The organism is Acinetobacter sp. C13, from assembly GCF_016809775.1.
Taxonomy (GTDB): domain Bacteria; phylum Pseudomonadota; class Gammaproteobacteria; order Pseudomonadales; family Moraxellaceae; genus Acinetobacter; species Acinetobacter pittii.
This window is the reverse complement of the sequence record NZ_JAFBJL010000005.1, coordinates 192,200-208,613: the sequence shown is the minus strand read 5'-3', so window position 1 is coordinate 208,613 and position 16,414 is coordinate 192,200. Positions and strand designations below refer to the sequence as shown.

General features: G+C 37.8%; 16 protein-coding genes and 1 tRNA gene. 8 read left to right on the top strand and 9 right to left on the bottom strand.

The window, feature by feature from the left end:
- Positions 1-2 precede the first annotated feature (2 nt).
- The 4 genes from JGE69_RS14980 to JGE69_RS14965 all read right to left on the bottom strand — a co-directional run bounded on the left by JGE69_RS14980 (position 3) and on the right by JGE69_RS14965 (position 4,921).
- Positions 3-1,652 (bottom strand): phosphoethanolamine transferase, encoded by a 1,650-nt coding sequence (locus tag JGE69_RS14980; RefSeq protein WP_199113953.1) that lies wholly within the window; start codon positions 1,650-1,652, stop codon positions 3-5.
- A 178-nt stretch (positions 1,653-1,830) separates the two neighbouring features.
- On the bottom strand, positions 1,831-3,123 hold the full coding sequence (locus JGE69_RS14975; RefSeq protein ID WP_002116353.1) for a DcaP family trimeric outer membrane transporter: 1,293 nt from the start codon (positions 3,121-3,123) through the stop codon (positions 1,831-1,833).
- A 273-nt stretch (positions 3,124-3,396) separates the two neighbouring features.
- Entirely contained in the window at positions 3,397-3,588 is a 192-nt protein-coding gene (locus JGE69_RS14970; protein WP_014207513.1) for a hypothetical protein, read from the bottom strand.
- 73 nt (positions 3,589-3,661) lie between these two features.
- Positions 3,662-4,921, bottom strand: coding sequence for an MFS transporter (locus JGE69_RS14965; RefSeq protein WP_199113951.1), 1,260 nt, complete (start codon positions 4,919-4,921; stop codon positions 3,662-3,664).
- 128 nt (positions 4,922-5,049) lie between these two features.
- Between JGE69_RS14965 and JGE69_RS14960 the strand changes: the two genes are divergently transcribed.
- The 4 genes from JGE69_RS14960 (at position 5,050) to JGE69_RS14945 (ending at position 8,110) form a co-directional block, all read left to right on the top strand.
- Entirely contained in the window at positions 5,050-5,676 is a 627-nt protein-coding gene (locus JGE69_RS14960; protein WP_002116508.1) for a lysophospholipid acyltransferase family protein, read from the top strand.
- 66 nt (positions 5,677-5,742) lie between these two features.
- Positions 5,743-6,660, top strand: coding sequence for a patatin-like phospholipase family protein (locus tag JGE69_RS14955; protein ID WP_199113949.1), 918 nt, complete (start codon positions 5,743-5,745; stop codon positions 6,658-6,660).
- A 105-nt stretch (positions 6,661-6,765) separates the two neighbouring features.
- Complete coding sequence (locus JGE69_RS14950; RefSeq protein WP_016143172.1) at positions 6,766-7,227, top strand: NfeD family protein; 462 nt, start codon at positions 6,766-6,768, stop codon at positions 7,225-7,227.
- 28 nt (positions 7,228-7,255) lie between these two features.
- Entirely contained in the window at positions 7,256-8,110 is an 855-nt protein-coding gene (locus JGE69_RS14945; protein ID WP_002116544.1) for an SPFH domain-containing protein, read from the top strand.
- Between the two features lie 71 nt (positions 8,111-8,181).
- Here JGE69_RS14945 and JGE69_RS14940 read toward each other — a convergent pair whose 3' ends face one another.
- The 3 genes from JGE69_RS14940 to prpF form a co-directional block, all read right to left on the bottom strand.
- Positions 8,182-8,550, bottom strand: a complete 369-nt coding sequence (locus JGE69_RS14940) for an MmcQ/YjbR family DNA-binding protein (protein WP_199113947.1) — start codon at positions 8,548-8,550, stop codon at positions 8,182-8,184.
- 58 nt (positions 8,551-8,608) lie between these two features.
- On the bottom strand, positions 8,609-9,520 hold the full coding sequence (locus JGE69_RS14935; protein ID WP_017386295.1) for a polyprenyl synthetase family protein: 912 nt from the start codon (positions 9,518-9,520) through the stop codon (positions 8,609-8,611).
- Positions 9,521-9,684: 164 nt separating this feature from the next.
- On the bottom strand, positions 9,685-10,872 hold the full coding sequence (prpF, locus tag JGE69_RS14930) for a 2-methylaconitate cis-trans isomerase PrpF (RefSeq protein ID WP_199113945.1): 1,188 nt from the start codon (positions 10,870-10,872) through the stop codon (positions 9,685-9,687).
- A gap of 378 nt (positions 10,873-11,250) precedes the next feature.
- On the opposite strand from prpF, the gene JGE69_RS14925 reads away from it, so the two are divergent.
- Positions 11,251-12,630 (top strand): amino acid permease, encoded by a 1,380-nt coding sequence (locus JGE69_RS14925; protein WP_031946772.1) that lies wholly within the window; start codon positions 11,251-11,253, stop codon positions 12,628-12,630.
- Between the two features lie 79 nt (positions 12,631-12,709).
- Here JGE69_RS14925 and nudC read toward each other — a convergent pair whose 3' ends face one another.
- Positions 12,710-13,489 (bottom strand): NAD(+) diphosphatase, encoded by a 780-nt coding sequence (gene nudC / locus JGE69_RS14920; protein WP_199113943.1) that lies wholly within the window; start codon positions 13,487-13,489, stop codon positions 12,710-12,712.
- 287 nt (positions 13,490-13,776) lie between these two features.
- Between nudC and JGE69_RS14915 the strand changes: the two genes are divergently transcribed.
- Complete coding sequence (locus JGE69_RS14915; protein ID WP_199113941.1) at positions 13,777-15,300, top strand: cryptochrome/photolyase family protein; 1,524 nt, start codon at positions 13,777-13,779, stop codon at positions 15,298-15,300.
- Positions 15,301-15,304: 4 nt separating this feature from the next.
- On the top strand, positions 15,305-15,445 hold the full coding sequence (locus tag JGE69_RS14910) for a DUF2256 domain-containing protein (RefSeq protein WP_199113939.1): 141 nt from the start codon (positions 15,305-15,307) through the stop codon (positions 15,443-15,445).
- 85 nt (positions 15,446-15,530) lie between these two features.
- Here JGE69_RS14910 and JGE69_RS14905 read toward each other — a convergent pair whose 3' ends face one another.
- Positions 15,531-15,785 (bottom strand): TIGR03643 family protein, encoded by a 255-nt coding sequence (locus JGE69_RS14905; RefSeq protein ID WP_199113938.1) that lies wholly within the window; start codon positions 15,783-15,785, stop codon positions 15,531-15,533.
- A gap of 310 nt (positions 15,786-16,095) precedes the next feature.
- Between JGE69_RS14905 and JGE69_RS14900 the strand changes: the two genes are divergently transcribed.
- A tRNA-Arg gene (locus JGE69_RS14900) sits at positions 16,096-16,168 on the top strand.
- The last annotated feature ends 246 nt before the right edge of the window (positions 16,169-16,414 follow it).

The window sequence follows — 16,414 nt, the reverse complement described above, 5'->3', positions numbered from 1 at the left end:
CTTTAATTCACATGGGCACAAGAGTGCAGCATATCCAGTTGAGGGTTGATGACCTGAGTTTTTACACCTAACAAACTCAGTAAGCTTGGGAATAAATTATCCTGACTTAACTTTTCTTTAGTTTGTTGGCCTAAACAACTCACTTGTGCAAGGTTGTGTTGTTTCCAGCTATCAGAAAACCACATTATCATTGGTACATGCGTTTGTTGGGTCGGTGCAATTGCATATGGTGAACCATGTAAATATAAACCATGTTCACCCGTCGATTCACCATGATCAGATAAATACCATAAACCTGTTTGATATTTCGATAATTCTTTTAGGTTATTAATGATCTGACTTAACACATGGTCTGTATATACAATTGTGTCATCATAACTATTTAATAACTCTGTTTGAGAACAACCCTGTATCGCATTAGTATCACAAGTCGGTTTAAACGGTTGATATTGGGCAGGTGCACGCTTGTAATAGGCTGGACCATGACTTCCGACTTGGTGTAAAACAATGAGTCGCGGACGAGTGTCTTCTTTAGGAATAGTCGCTAAATACTCATTTAAGCTATCGATTAAAATATCGTCATAGCATTCGCCATCTTTACACCATTTTTGCTTTAACTTTTCTGGTATTTTGTACTGTTCAACACGATCACAAGTGCCCTTACAGCCAGAGTTATTATCAATCCAAGTTACTTGGTAACCCGCACGTTTAGCAATGTCCAATAGACCTTCACGGTGACTTGCTAGTTGTTCATCGTAGTCAACACGAGGCATTCCAGAGAACATACATGGAACCGACACAGCAGTTGCTGTACCACATGAGCTGACTTGGGAAAAATTCAAAATATCTTGTTTGGAAAGTTCCGGATTCGTATTTTTCGAATAACCATTTAATGCAAAACTTTCCGCACGAGCTGTCTCACCAACAACGAGAACCATTAATTTAGGCAAGTTGCTTTGTACTTGCTGAACTTGATGAGCATCTTCTCCATAATGTATAAGTGGCAAGTTCTTCTTAGGTGCCATTTTGTGGTAATAAGACATTAAGGAAGAAATGCTATTTTGTGGTGAGATCATACCTTTCAAATCACGATGCTCACGAAAAATAGATGCAAAATCAACATAGTAAACAAATAGTAAAATACCCACGATTGCACATGAGGCTACAATCGAACCAAGCTTTTTCATCAATAAATAAGATACTTTTTCTCGTTTAAGCTTTACTTGAGTAATTAAAATAATCGGCAAAGCAACAAAGAAAACTGTCCAAAGCCCGAAACGCAATGAAATTAAATCAGAAACTTCAGAGACATCAGTTTGTATCATATTTTGAATCTGATCAGGTGAGATAATTACACCTAATGTATTGACGAAATAAGAGCTAAAACCACCAATTACGATCAGTAAAATTGCCAAAATTTTAGCAGTCCATTTCCAGTTTAAAATCTGTAAAATCGCACAATAAGCAGCAACCACAATAACTACTGTAGCAGCTAGAAATAGAATAGCCTTTATTCCAAAATATGGAGTTAAAAGATGTACTTGGTGATAAAAACCAATATTTAGAACTGCCCCTAACCAAATGGCTATAATCAAATTAAACATAAACAGCGAAATCTGTTTATTTTTTAAAGTAGAAAAAAAATTCAGCATCTTGGGTGACTACAATCTTTTTATGATGCTCTAATGTAGAAATTGAAACTTAAAAATGACTTAAATAAAAAATGATCTAATTCAGAAGCTTTAAAGCGTACCGATTCTTTTAATTTATATAAAAAAAGACGAGATTAGATTTAATCTCGTCTTTTGAGCTTTTAACTAAATATTGTTTTTAGAAACTATATTTAGCCATTAAACCAACACGGTTGTCTTTGTAATCATCACCAGCAAAGGTTTCGCGTTTACCATTGACATATTCAATACCTAAGTCAATTGGTTTAACTGGTGTATAAATGACGTTGAGCCATGCTTGCTGAACTTTTTCATTACCCGCAGTATATGCTTTAGCATAGTCTGTGCCATCATCAGCGAATTGAGCACCGTATGCTAAAGTAGCACGTAGGTTAGGTAAAATCTTATAAGTTCCACCCACTTGTACAGCTACAAATTCATTTTGCTCAATATTATCATTAACTAAAGTATAAGCAGAATTACTACCATATAAGTAGTTACTGTTACCTACAACATAAGAAGCATCAGCAAAGAGTTTTAAAGGATCTGCTACTTTAAAGTCAGTACCTGCAGCAACACCCCACCCAGTCTGGTCATCGCCCTTTCCTGATTTGTAGTTTTCAACAAAAGCTCGAGCAGAAGCATTACCATTACCACCAGCATAGCCTTGAGTAATTTTAGCTGTTAATACAGGTAATCTATATTTAACTGAGTCACCTGTTGCTGAACTATTACCTTCCTCAGCTGAAACAAATAATTGAGTCGCAGGAGCTAATTTATAGTTATAACGTACTTGTGGAATACGTGTTGTACCACCACCAATGTTCGTCGAAAAGTCGATCATTTCTGGTGCGTGGCTCGCCAAGAAGTTAGACGTTGTTTGACCAAATAGCCAGTTGTTATAAGTTAAATAAGCATGACGAATACGTACGTTTTCAGATTTGTTATTGTCACCACTTGCAAAGTCCAACTCAATTTTACCACCAACTTTGGCATTGCTTACAGGAGCAGTAAAATCTAAACCTAGACGAGTCGTTTTAGCAGTAGCACGCAATTTATCTTTTGCTTCACCATTAGACTTACTTACATCAGCGAAGTCACCATCCGCACCTTCGATAATATAGTTAGCATCGCCACGAACAAAACCATATAGATTCACATCAGCACCAGTTTTAGATTTTAATGATGCTAATGGAGAAGCTGGTGCAGCAGCTTGAGGTTGTGCCTTAACTTCAGCTAACTGTACTTGCTGTTGTTGCTGTACTTGCTGTTGTTGTTGCTGAACTTGACGTTGTTCTTGAATTAAAGCTTTTAACGCTTCAACTTCTTTACGAAGCTGTTGAATTTCCGCTTTGTCGGAAGTCGCAGCATGTGCCCCACTCATCATTAAAGCTGTAACTGTAAGAGCTAAACTTTTAATAACGAAAGATTTACGATTAAGGAATAGATCCATCAAAAACTCCTAAAAATATATTTTATGTTGCCTATCCATGCCAAGTTGATTTACGCCATTAAATTAGGGGCTAAAAAATCAACTCTCCTCCACATTGGTTACATTAATTTTATTACCGCAACCAAAACCAATTTCAACGTTGTGCAAGACTAAAACCTATAAACAAAGACATAAAAAAACATACTTTGATTTACAGATTTTTACCTTAACTTCATGTTGTAACGAATCCTACACAACTCTCTTATCTTATAGAATGATTAAATCGTTATTTCATTATTCTTTTTTAGACTTTAGGCTAATAACCAATCTAATTGAACATTTTTCTGCCCATTTTGATTGATTCACATGATTTTTCTTGTTATCCAAATCCATTTTTTCTCCATTTAGCTTCCATTTGCTACCCACACAAGATGGCACAATTAATTGAGCATTTAAATAGCTAAAAATATACATTTTTAAAAACATAGACAAAGGTAGTAGATAAAGCTTAGATCACTGCTTGAGCAATATTAAAGTTCTTTATTTCATTTAGTTAACATTATTTTTCCTGTAGTTTCTCATGTTTCCATAGGAAAATAGGCAGTAAACTGATCACTGCAATAATGACAATAGCTATCAAATAATGGAAATAACCGAGTAAATCTCCAATCACACCACTAAAACTATAAAGAAGACCACTAACAGTCGCCATGACTGAAACCTGAAAGGTAAAATCTGTCCCCGCGTACTCTTTTCGACTGTAATGCATGACCAGAGTCAACATAACCACCAATAGCATTGCCGCAAATGCATCTTCTAAGGCATTGACTGTATATATACCCCAGACATTCAACTGAATTTTTTGTTCATAGGCATAGGCTAAATAAGTATAGGCTCCTAGACTCATAATTTTAAAAACTGAAAAACCAATTAATGCTGTTGGTCTTGAAAAGTATTTAAGCATTCCTCCTGCTATTGCCGCCCCAGCGAGTGCTGCTACTGCACCGAGCATCGTGATGTAAACACCAATTTGAGTAAAACTTAATCCTATATCCACCATTAAAGGTTTAAGTAATGGCCCTGCTAAACCGTCTGCTACTTTAAAAGTGATCAGTACCATTAACCAAGAGCGGAGCTCTTTATTTTGAGAGAAATATCTTAGGTAAGCTTTAATTTTTAGGACTAAATTTTGCTGATCAAGTTTGAGTTCGCGACTCGCATGAGAAGTATGTTGAGGCTCTTTAAATAACCAAATTGGTAGAGTATTTAAAAATACTATGGTTGCTAATAGCAAAAAAGTGGGTTGCCATGTTAACCAGTCTAAGCACCAAAGTACGGCGCCTCCCCCAACAATAAAACCTAACCGCGAACCAATGACCTGAAATGTATTGCCCCAATGCTGCTGATCATGTTTTAACAAGTTGACTGCTAAAGCATCGGTAGCAATGTCTTGTGTTGCTCCAGTTAAGTTCATAAAAAGAAGGGAAATAAAAAAAGCGAATAAATAAATAGGTTGATCTAAAGCTTGAACGGGGAAAAAAGACAAAATACACAGTACACCTACCGTCAAAAACTGAATAGGTAGAATCCAACTACGATAATGTCCTAAATGGGAAAGTGCGTGTCGGTCGACCCACGGCGCCCAAAAAATCTTGATTGACCACGGTAACATTAATAAGCCAAAGCCACCAATATGGGCGAGTGAAACTCCTTCTGCTCTTAAGATCACAGGTAAAGCGTGGGTCATAAACCCAACAGGCAGCCCTTGTGCCCAATATAGAGAAAATAGCAGAAGATAAAGATTTTGCTGCCGCAACATAGAAACCTACTTTTTATTTGTTTAATGAGGAATAACATCAAATGTCATGTTGTTCTTACATTTTGCCAATGAAGCATATATTTCAAAAGATTAAGATAAAACTAGGACAAGTTAAAATTTAAAAAAATATGGATCAACATTTCCCTAATTTACCTGATTTAGTACCTCAACGCGGTACTGCTTTAAGCCGAGCGCTATTTAAAAAACTTTTTTTAGCGCAAGGTTGGACAATTGAAGGTGAAGTTCCTAATTTGCCAAAAGCAGTGGCGATTATTTCTCCCCATACTTCCAACATTGATGGATGGTATGGCTTTCTTGCAATTTTTGGATTAGGTATTCAAATTACGGTCCTAGGTAAAGATGCCCTTTTTAAACCACCGTTTAAACGAGCTTTAGATTGGGCTGGGGTCATTCCAGTTAAACGTGACACAGCCAATGGACTTACTGAGCAAGTCGTTGCAACCATTCAAAAATATGACAAGATCTGGATTGGAATGGCGCCCGAAGGCACACGTAAAAAAGCAAAAAAAATGAAAAGTGGTTTTTACCATATCGCAGCAAAAGCCAATATTCCCATTGTGATGTTTTCTTTTGATTATGATCACAAGACGATTCACTGCTTAGGTCACCTAAACCCAAGTGGCAACTACGACGAAGATCTCACCAAGATTTTTGAGCGTTATGAAGGAAAAATATCACCTAAAAATCGCAATTGGCTTGCCGAACCTTTACAAAATCTAGTGAAAAAAACCTAGCAAAAATTGAGCAAATCTGGTCTCATGAGCCCTCTTAATTTATCTCGACGTAGATTATTTTTAAAGATGAAAATTGCTCAATTTGCCAGTATTGGATTTATCTCTCTAGCACTATTTGGCTGTGATAAATTTAGCAAAACACCAACACCGACAACCTCAATGAAAGCCCGTGAACCTGTGATTGCACTTGCTTTAGGTGGCGGTGGAGCAAAAGGATTTTCACATATTGGTGTAATTAAGGTTTTAGAGTCTCACGGAATTAAACCTAAAATTGTCACGGGTACCAGTGCCGGTAGCTTTGTTGGAAGTATCTACGCAAGTGGACAAACGCCTTATCAGTTGCAAAGTCTAGCGCTGAAGTTACAAGAATCAGATATCCGCGATTTAACACTTAATCGTCAGGGTATTATTCTAGGACAAAAGTTACAGGACTACGTTAACCGTAATGTAGGCAATAAACCGATTGAGAAGTTCCCAATCCGTTTTGCTGCCGTGGCAACACGCCTTGATAATGGTCAAAAAGCTGACTTCATTAAAGGTAATGCAGGCCAAGCAGTGCGTGCATCTTGCAGTATTCCAAATGTGTTTGTACCAACAACAATTGGCAAGCAGAAATATGTCGACGGTGGATTGGTTAGCCCAATTCCTGTTAAAACAGCTCGTGACATGGGTGCAGATATTGTCATTGCAGTCGATATTTCTGCGCGTCCAGCAGGAAACCGCCCAGCAAACATGTGGGGATTACTGGATCAAACTATTAATATCATGGGTCAACAAAGTATTAATGAAGAGCTCAAGCAGGCCAATGTTGTCATTCAACCTAAAGTTGGTCACCTAGGTACTCTTGATCTCAAATCAAATAACCAAGCAATTTTGGAAGGCGAAAAAGCAGCTCAAGCGCAAATACGCCAAGTTGAAACTGCAATTGCAAACTTCAAAAAATCTCCAGCTGCGTTTAAGCCTGCACCACGCCCTAAATTCTAATTGAGGTGGTTTTTTTCTATCCACACTCCCCATCATCTGCTACAGTGGTAAAAGTGATATTGAGTCACTTTTACCCATCATAAAGATATATAAAAGAGCAGATCTATGGAGTTTGTTATACAACCTTGGCACTGGTTTGTATTGGGTATCTTACTTATTCTTTCTGAACTGATTCTACCCGCCTTTGCCGCGCTTTGGTTTGGTATTGCCGCCATTATGGTGTGCTTTCTCTACTGGTTATTTCCAGATATTAGCCTCACAACGCAAATTGTATTGTGGATAGTTCTGTCAGTGCTATGCACCATTCTTTGGTTCAAATTTATTAAACCATTATCAATTGATAAAACTAAAGCGGGATTACCCCGTGAAGCGACGATTGGTCAAATTGGTATGGTGATCCAAACCGGTCTCGACCATGATCAAATTATTGTTCGCTTTCCAATGCCTATTTTAGGGGCCGATGAGTGGAACTGCCGAAGCACCACACCAGTCAAAGTCGGTGACCGTGTTAGAGTTATTGATATTTCGGGTAACGACTTAATTGTCCAGTCCCATGGTACTTCATAAACATTAAAGATAAAGAGAGGGTATTTTCATGCCAGTCGGTACTATTATTGTTTTAGCCTTTTTGGCTTTTGTGGCTGTCACCATTTTTAAAGGGGTTCGTATTGTTCCTCAGGGTTATAAGTGGATTGTTCAACGTTTAGGGAAATATCACTCTACCTTAAATCCGGGGCTTAATTTTGTGATTCCCTATGTCGATGAAGTGGCTTATAAAGTTACCACTAAAGATATTGTGTTAGATATCCCATCTCAAGAAGTGATTACGCGTGACAATGCTGTATTACTCATGAATGCTGTGGCCTACATTAATTTAACCACACCAGAAAAAGCGGTCTATGGTATTGAAAACTATACATGGGCAATTCAAAACCTTGTACAAACTTCATTACGTTCTATTGTCGGTGAAATGGATCTAGATGACGCTTTGTCTTCACGAGATCATATTAAAGCGAAGCTAAAAGCTGCGATTTCTGATGATATTTCAGATTGGGGCATTACTTTAAAAACTGTTGAAATTCAAGATATTCAACCCTCTTCTACCATGCAAGCTGCCATGGAAGCGCAAGCCGCTGCTGAGCGTCAACGCCGTGCTACAGTAACGAGAGCTGATGGTGAAAAACAAGCGGCAATTTTAGAAGCTGATGGTCGCTTAGAAGCATCCCGCCGTGATGCAGAAGCACAAGTTGTTTTGGCAGAAGCTTCACAAAAAGCCATTGAGATGGTGACAAGTGCAGTGGGTGATAAAGAAACGCCAGTTGCTTACCTGTTAGGTGAGCAGTATGTCAAAGCGATGCAAGATATGGCGAAATCAAGCAATGCTAAAACTGTGGTTTTACCTGCCGATGTTTTAAATACAATTCGCGGAATTATGGGAAAACATAATTAATTTAGTTACTTTAAATACGTAATTTAAGTCAAAACGGCGACCACTATGTCGCCGTTTTTTTATGTTTTATATTATTGGTTTTTTAATTTTTTCTGATCTTTCAAAGGAAGTTTTTTTATAACCAAATCATAAGAGTCGCGAATTAAATCTTGAAGTAAATCGCTTGTTAAGTTCTTATGCGGTGTAATCGAAATCCAGTGTTTTTTATTCATGTGATAGCCCGGAACAATAAATGAATAGAGCTCCTGATATTCCTGACTTTTATACGGATCACATTTGATATTAATCATTTTGACGCCAGCTACTTCTGCGGTCAGCATGAATATTTTTTCTAAAATTTTAAAAACTTCATAGTCTGGACCAAAAGGATGGGACTGTTGACTAAAGGGAAGATTGCGAGCGATTTCAATTGCAGCTTGATGAAGCTGAGCACCATTCATTCTTTTCTCCCTTATTCATTGAATATGAATAGAAGTTATGAATATTGATTTAATATTATTAATTAGTACGCGCTAAAAGGAATTGTGAGATATCTACTAATTCTTTTGCATCATCACCAAAATGAGCTAAAGCTTCAAAAGCTTGATCATGCAATTCTTTAGCATACGCCTTTGCTTGTTCGAGCCCCATTAAGGCTGGGTACGTCGACTTTTGTACTTGCTCATCCTTACCAGCAGTTTTACCCAAGGTTTCGGTACTCGAAGTAATATCAAGAATATCGTCTAATACCTGAAAAGCCAAACCAATGGTCTGCCCATATTGACGCAACTTCGGAATTGCTTGATCTGTTCCAGAGAAAATGGTCACGGCACCCATCATAATGGCAGCCTGAATGAGCGCACCGGTTTTATTGCGATGGATATTTTCAAGTTCGTCTTGAGTAATTTGCTTGCCTTCAGCTTGCAAATCTAAAACCTGTCCAGAGACCATTTTGGAGCTGGCAGTTGCTAAAATCTGCATTTGTTTTAATACAATCGCGGCATCGGTACCCTGACCTTGTTCATCGAACAAACGGCTCCCTAAAACCTCAAAAGCCATTGATTGTAAAATGTCGCCTGCAAGCAAAGCAGTATCTTCACCAAACGCAACATGGCAAGTCGGCTGACCACGACGCAGTAAATCATTGTCCATACAAGGCAAGTCATCATGCGCTAGTGAGTAACAATGAATAAGTTCAACTGCAACCGCAGCACGGCGAGCCGCAGCAAAATTCGGATTTGGCTGTAAAGAAGCCGTGGCATAACATAAAGCTGGACGCACACGCTTTCCACCAAGCATGACTGCATGGTGTACTGCACTTTTTAAAGGCTCTGGAATTGAAAATGCGGCCAGTGTCGTCAATAAATCTTGTTGAATACGTTGTTGAGCTTGTTTTAAAACATCCGCATTAACTTGAGAGAGTGATGACACAGTCGCCTCGATAAAATCAGTAGAGAAATTTTATTGAATGTCTTGAAGCATTCATGCGCTACATCATACACGATTCACTATGAAAAGTGCGTGATGAGTTTTCGAAGGCCCATGTAAAAAAGCCTCTACAAAATGGAGAGGCTTTTTTCATTTTTAAGTGACTTTTAGAAACTGTCACCTGGAACGCGTACCCAACCTTCCATTAACACACGCGCACTACGGCTCATAATTGCCTTTTTAACAACCCACTGGCCATTTGTAAGTTCAGCTTGAGCACCAACACGTAATGTTCCAGAAGGATGTCCAAAACGCACTGCTTCACGCTCTCCACCACCAGCTGCTAAATTTACCAATGTGCCTGGAATAGCAGCTGCCGTACCAATTGCTACTGCTGCTGTGCCCATCATGGCATGGTGAAGTTTACCCATCGACAAAGCACGAACGAGTAAATCAACGTCATTCTCTGAAACGGACTTACCACTTGAAGCGGTATAGTTTTTAGGTTTAGAAACAAAAGCAATTTTTGGTGTGTGCTGACGCGCTGCTGCTTCTGAAATATCTTTAATCAAACCCATTTGTACCGCGCCATAGGCACGAATTTTTTCAAAACGTGCTAGTGCAGTTGCATCACTATTAATATGATCTTGTAATTCTGTACCTTGGTAACCCAAATCTTCTGCATTTAAGAAAATAGTTGGAATACCTGCATTAATGAATGTCGCTTGGAAACGGCCAATATCAGGAACATCTAACTCATCAACGATATTTCCTGTCGGGAACATATCGCCGCCGTCTTCACCGTCATCGGCTGGGTCTAAAAACTCAATTTGAACTTCAGCGGCAGGAAACGTCACCCCATCCAGCTCGAAATCACCAGTTTCTTGAACTTGACCATTGGTAATAGGCACATGCGCAATAATGGTTTTTTGAATATTTTTTTGCCAGATTCGAACCGTACATAGGCCATTTTCTGGAATACGATCTGCATCTACTAAACCATTTGAAATCGCAAAAGAGCCAACTGCAGCGGTTAAATTACCGCAGTTACCACTCCAGTCTACAAAAGCTTGATCAATTGAAACCTGACCAAATAAATAATCGACATCATGATCTGGTTGCGTACTTTTAGCGAGAATAACAGTTTTGCTGGTACTCGAAGTGGCTCCTCCCATCCCATCAATTTGTTTTCCATAAGGATCTGGACTACCAATGACTCGTAGTAACAGCTGATCTCTTGCTTGACCTGCAACTTGAGCTCTTTCCGGCAAATCATCAAGTTTAAAAAAGACACCTTTACTCGTCCCACCACGCATATAAGTTGCTGGAATTTTAATTTGCGGTACTGAGCTCATATCAACTGTTATCCTTACTATTATGTTCTTCTATATCAAAACAAGCATTCTTGTTTACCCTTCTCTTCATCTTAAATTGTTTTAAGGCCAAGAGATAGCGATCTGCTTTATACATCAATCGTATTGACGCGAGTATATTTTGTGAATTTAACAATGCTCTTGCAATGACTTAATCTAAGCAAAATCTAAGAAAAAAAGTCTATCCGAAATTATATTTTTTAGAGTACTTTTCACTCGAAATAGAAATATTAAAAGCAAGATTATGATTTTAAATAGTTTTTATAATTACTTTTCAGTCACTGCTTATTAATTTGTAGTCTAGGCTAAAATAACTCCATCTATTAGAATAATTTACTTATTCATAGTGAGTGAAGACCTTTGACCAACGAATCTTCTACACTTCAACGAGGACTAAAAAATCGACATATCCAATTAATTGCTATGGGTGGAGCAATTGGTACCGGATTATTTTTAGGCTCGGCGCAAGTGATTCAATCTGCGGGACCATCCATTATTTTAGGATATGCCATTGGTGGCTTAATTGCTTTTTTAATTATGCGCCACTTGGGAGAAATGATTGTTGAAGAACCTGTTGCAGGATCGTTCAGCCATTTTGCGTATAAATACTGGGGGAAATTTCCCGGATTTTTAACCGGATGGAATTATTGGATACTCTACGTTCTGGTTGCGATGAGCGAACTCACCGCAGTGGCCAAATATATTAATTATTGGTGGCCTCATATTCCAGCGTGGACGTCTGTCTTATTTTTCTTTGTCGTGATTACGGCAATTAACCTAACAAACGTCAAATTTTATGGTGAGTCCGAATTCTGGCTCGCTATTATTAAAGTTGCTGCGGTCATCTCTATGATTGTTTTTGGACTCTATTTGCTATTTACAGCAGATGTAGGCTCAAATATTTCATTTAGTAACCTTTGGTCTCATGGTGGATTTTTTCCAAATGGCTTTAGCGGCCTCTTCTATATGTTGGCTTTCTTGATGTTCGCCTTTGGTGGTATCGAACTGATTGGTATGGCCGCAGCAGAAGCAAAAGATCCGAAAAAAACGATTCCAAAAGCAATTAACCAAGTCGTTTTCCGTATCTTGATTTTCTATATCGGTTCATTGGCAATTTTACTTTCATTAGTGCCGTGGAACCAATTAGATCTTGGCGGTCTCGACAAAAGTCCATTTGTTATGATTTTTAGTCAAATGGGAATTGGTTGGGCTGCACACTTACTGAACTTTATTATTTTAACTGCTGCACTATCTGTTTATAACAGTGGGATGTTTGCAAATAGCCGTATGCTCTACAGTCTCGCTCAACAAGGTAATGCACCAAAAGTTTTTGCAAAAACCAATAAACAGGGGGTTCCTATTCCCGCTGTTCTGCTTTCTGCTTTATTAATCTTTGGTTGCGTTCTTTTAAATTACTTTGTACCTGAAGATGCTCTTGGACATCTTATGTATGTTGTGGTTGGTGCACTTGTTCTAAACTGGGCAATGATATCAATTACACATTTGAAGTATAGACGCTTTGTTAAGCACGCGAATATTAAGACTTCTTTTCCAGCGTTATGGTCACCTTTTAGTAATTACCTAGTTTTAGCCTTTATTGCTGTGGTTCTCTATATTATGTGGACTCAAGGCTTCAAAGAGTCAGTAATGATGATCCCTATTTGGATTACGGCAATGCTTGTACTTTTTGACTATTTAAATCCTAAAAAATTAGATTCCATTGAGAATCCGGAAGAATAAATAAATCTAAAAAGCCATTGTCTAGACAATGGCTTTTTTATTTAACACTATAAGATTAAAGTAATATCTGAATCTCAGTTTAAAGCCACTGTTTCGTATCATCAGCGACAGGTGTGCCATGAATAACGTGCATAATCATTGCATGAGCAATACTGCCCTTAAATGGAATTTCAGGTAATTGATTAAATTTGAAAAACTGAGCATCGCTAAGTTCTTTCTCCTGAATTTCAATTTCGCCCGCTTCATATTCAGCTTTAAAAGCCAACATTAAGTTACTCGGAAATGGCCATGGTTGACTCGCCAAATACTGAATATTCTTAATGTGTAATCCAACTTCTTCTAATGTTTCACGTCGAACAGCATCTTCTAGTGTTTCCCCTACCTCGACAAAGCCAGCAATTAAACTGTACATCTGGCTCTTATTTCTAGCATTTTTAGCCAGCAAAATCTCGTCCTCACCACGCGTAATAATGGTAATTACACAAGGATTGACTCTAGGATATTGACTAAAATTACATGCTGGACAAGTCATCGAATATTCAGTCTTATGCTGCTGGGTTTTATGTCCGCAACGACTACAAAACTGATGATTACGGCGCCACTCTAGCAACTGAAAAGCACGACTTGCCTGCTCAAACTGCGGTTTAGTCCAATACTGTAAAAGTTGGCGAATGGGTATGAACTGATATCCATTTGGTATAAGTTCGCTTTCTTGAAAATCTCTCGCTATTACTAGAGGGTCTGCTTGTATAGGTAAATCATATTCCTGCTGTTCAAGGCAAGGTAGATTAAAATTCGCATCAACCAAAAGTTGTTGCTGCTGAAAAATATAAGCAATAGGATGGTTGTTGGTATCCATTTATATACTCGAGTGAAGAACCTTTCGATGGCCTCTATGGCTCCTTCAAAAGGATCAAGCTTAAACATATTTTTTTAAAATCTTACGCATATTAGCGAGCACCTTCAATTCATTTAATTTGTATCTTTTTGATTAAAATCACATTTTATTCACATGCGTCATGTTTTTAAGTTGTCTTTATCTTTTTATAGCTAAGTGACTAGTGATGAACTTAGAAGCTCTGCTTCACATAAAATTGATCTCTGAAAATATAGACTAATTTTAGTTCCATCTCATGAAGCAAAAATATGCGATTTGGTTTAATTCTGGGTGATCAATTAAATCACCAACTCGCAACGCTCAAGTATTTAAACCGGAATGAAGACGTTATCTTGATGGCTGAAGTATTTGAGGAAACATCTTATGTTGCTCATCATCCACAAAAAATAGCGCTGATTTTTAGTGCAATGCGGCACTTTGCAAAAGAATTAAAAGCACAGGGCTGGAAAATCCGTTATCACACATTTAAGCGCGAAAGTCATATAAAAAAGTTAGTCGACTTTATTGCTTTGCAGCAGCAACACTTCTCGGCGAATACTCTCGTCATTACCCAATGTGGTGAGTATCGCTTACAACATGAAATCGAAACTTCATGGGCTAACAAGCTAAAACTACCTGTTATGTGTCTAGAAGATGATCGCTTCTTTTGTACCGTAGAACAATTCAAGCAATGGGCAAACAAATATAAAACGCTAAGAATGGAATACTTTTACCGAGAAATGCGCAAGCAAACTCATTATTTAATGCATGACCAACAACCCGTAGGCGGGCAATGGAACTTTGATCAAGCCAATCGAAAAGCTTGGTCAGGCAATCCACCTTTGCCACCAAAATTAACCTTTGAGCATGATCAAATTGATATAGATGTTATTCAACTGGTCAAGAAAGAATTTTCTCAATATATCGGCAATATCAACTCCTTTCAATGGGCAACAACCCGTCAAAATGCCTTGCTTGCTTTAGATGATTTTATTTCTAACAGCTTGCCCCACTTTGGCGATTATCAAGATGCTATGGTTTATGGTTCAAACTTTATGTTTCATAGTCTGCTCTCGCCTTATTTAAATTGTGGATTGTTATTACCAAGAGAGGTATGTGACGCTGCCCAAACAGCTTATTACAACGGACAGGCTCCCTTAAATGCAGTAGAAGGATTTATTCGGCAGATATTAGGGTGGCGGGAATATGTGCGTGGAATCTATTGGTTGTATATGCCTGACTATAGCGATCAAAATACCCTTCAAGCCAGCACGCCGCTGCCACAATATTACTGGACGGGTAATACAAAAATGGCATGTATGGCCGAGTGTTTCAGAAATACCTTTGAACATGGCTATGCTCACCATATTCAGCGTTTAATGATTACAGGCAACTTTGCACTTTTAGCAGGTGTAAATCCATCAGAAATTTGCAAATGGTATTTAGCTGTCTATGTAGATGCTTATGAATGGGTCGAATTACCGAATACTTTAGGTATGGTGATGTATGCAGATGGCGGCATCATGGCAAGTAAACCCTATGCTGCATCAGGTAATTACATACATAAAATGTCAAATTATTGTCAGCACTGTAAATATAACGTTAAAACCAAAACTGAACTAGACAGTTGTCCATTTAACAGCTTGTATTGGTATTTTATGAGCCAGCATGAGGCCGTATTTCGTCAGAATCCCAGAATGTCGATGGTCTATAACAACCTTGATCGTATGAAAGATAAAGCTTCTGTCATGCAGCATGCAAAGTTACTTATTCATCAACTTGATGAGCTTTAAGATCATGAAAAAACAGCATCTCCCCCAGAAAATATGTGCCTATTGTCAACGTCCTTTTGACTGGCGAAAAAAATGGGAACGTTGCTGGGAAGAAGTAAAATATTGCTCTGAAAGATGTAAAAGACAAGCCCGTTCAAATAAGTAAATATTTCACCAGATTATTTTAACTGATTCAACACAACTCTTGATTGTTGAATCAGTTGTATTTCAATTGATTATATTTGATCGCCTTAAGCATATTTATACTGACGAGAGCAGTAAGCTCGTTCAACCTCTGGTGAACGTAATTGTTGATGCTTAGTTTTACGCCCTGCCATACGTTTGCGCCAAAGTTTAAAACTATTGGTTTTTAGGTTGTATCTCATTAAACGAATCACTTCGCTTTCGCTTAAGCCATACTCTCGCTCAATTGCTTCAAATGGAGTGCGATCTTCCCATGCCATTTCAATAATTCTAGATAAGTCCTGTTCATCAGTTTTTTTCATGTTATGCCCTTTTGATTTATAGGTAGCCAAATCTGATTTTTGACAAACAACCTTCTAGGAATAACTTCACCTACCGATTGCTTGTCTTAAACCTTTTCGTGTTTTGCTTCAGATCATAGAAAGATCAACATGAAGTTTTTGTGATTTTTTAGTTTTATAAACTCTATTTTTTATATAAGACATAAAACAATTATAAAACCTTTAAATGATCTAACTTTTTATTAATCACTATGGCAAAATTTTTAATACCTAAAACGTAAAAAAGTCATTGCCTTCGCAATAGCTTTTTTGTTTATAATCATAAAATTATGCGCCCTTAGCTTAACTGGATAGAGCAGTTGCCTCCTAAGCGACCGACGTGGGTTCGAGTCCCGCAGGGCGCACATATAATCTACCAAATAGATATGCTAGTAATGATTATAGAAAAGGATCAATTAAAGTATACACATAGAATAAAGAGCTAAAAAGAATTACACACCATCTTCTATAAACCTCGCCTGTACTACTATTAACATCTATAGCAAATACAAAGGTAAAAGTTCCATTAAACCAAGCATATAAGCAAAAAAAAGTTGATGAAAATATAACTAAAACAGAAGATATAGATAAAACTTCGTTGATATATTGCA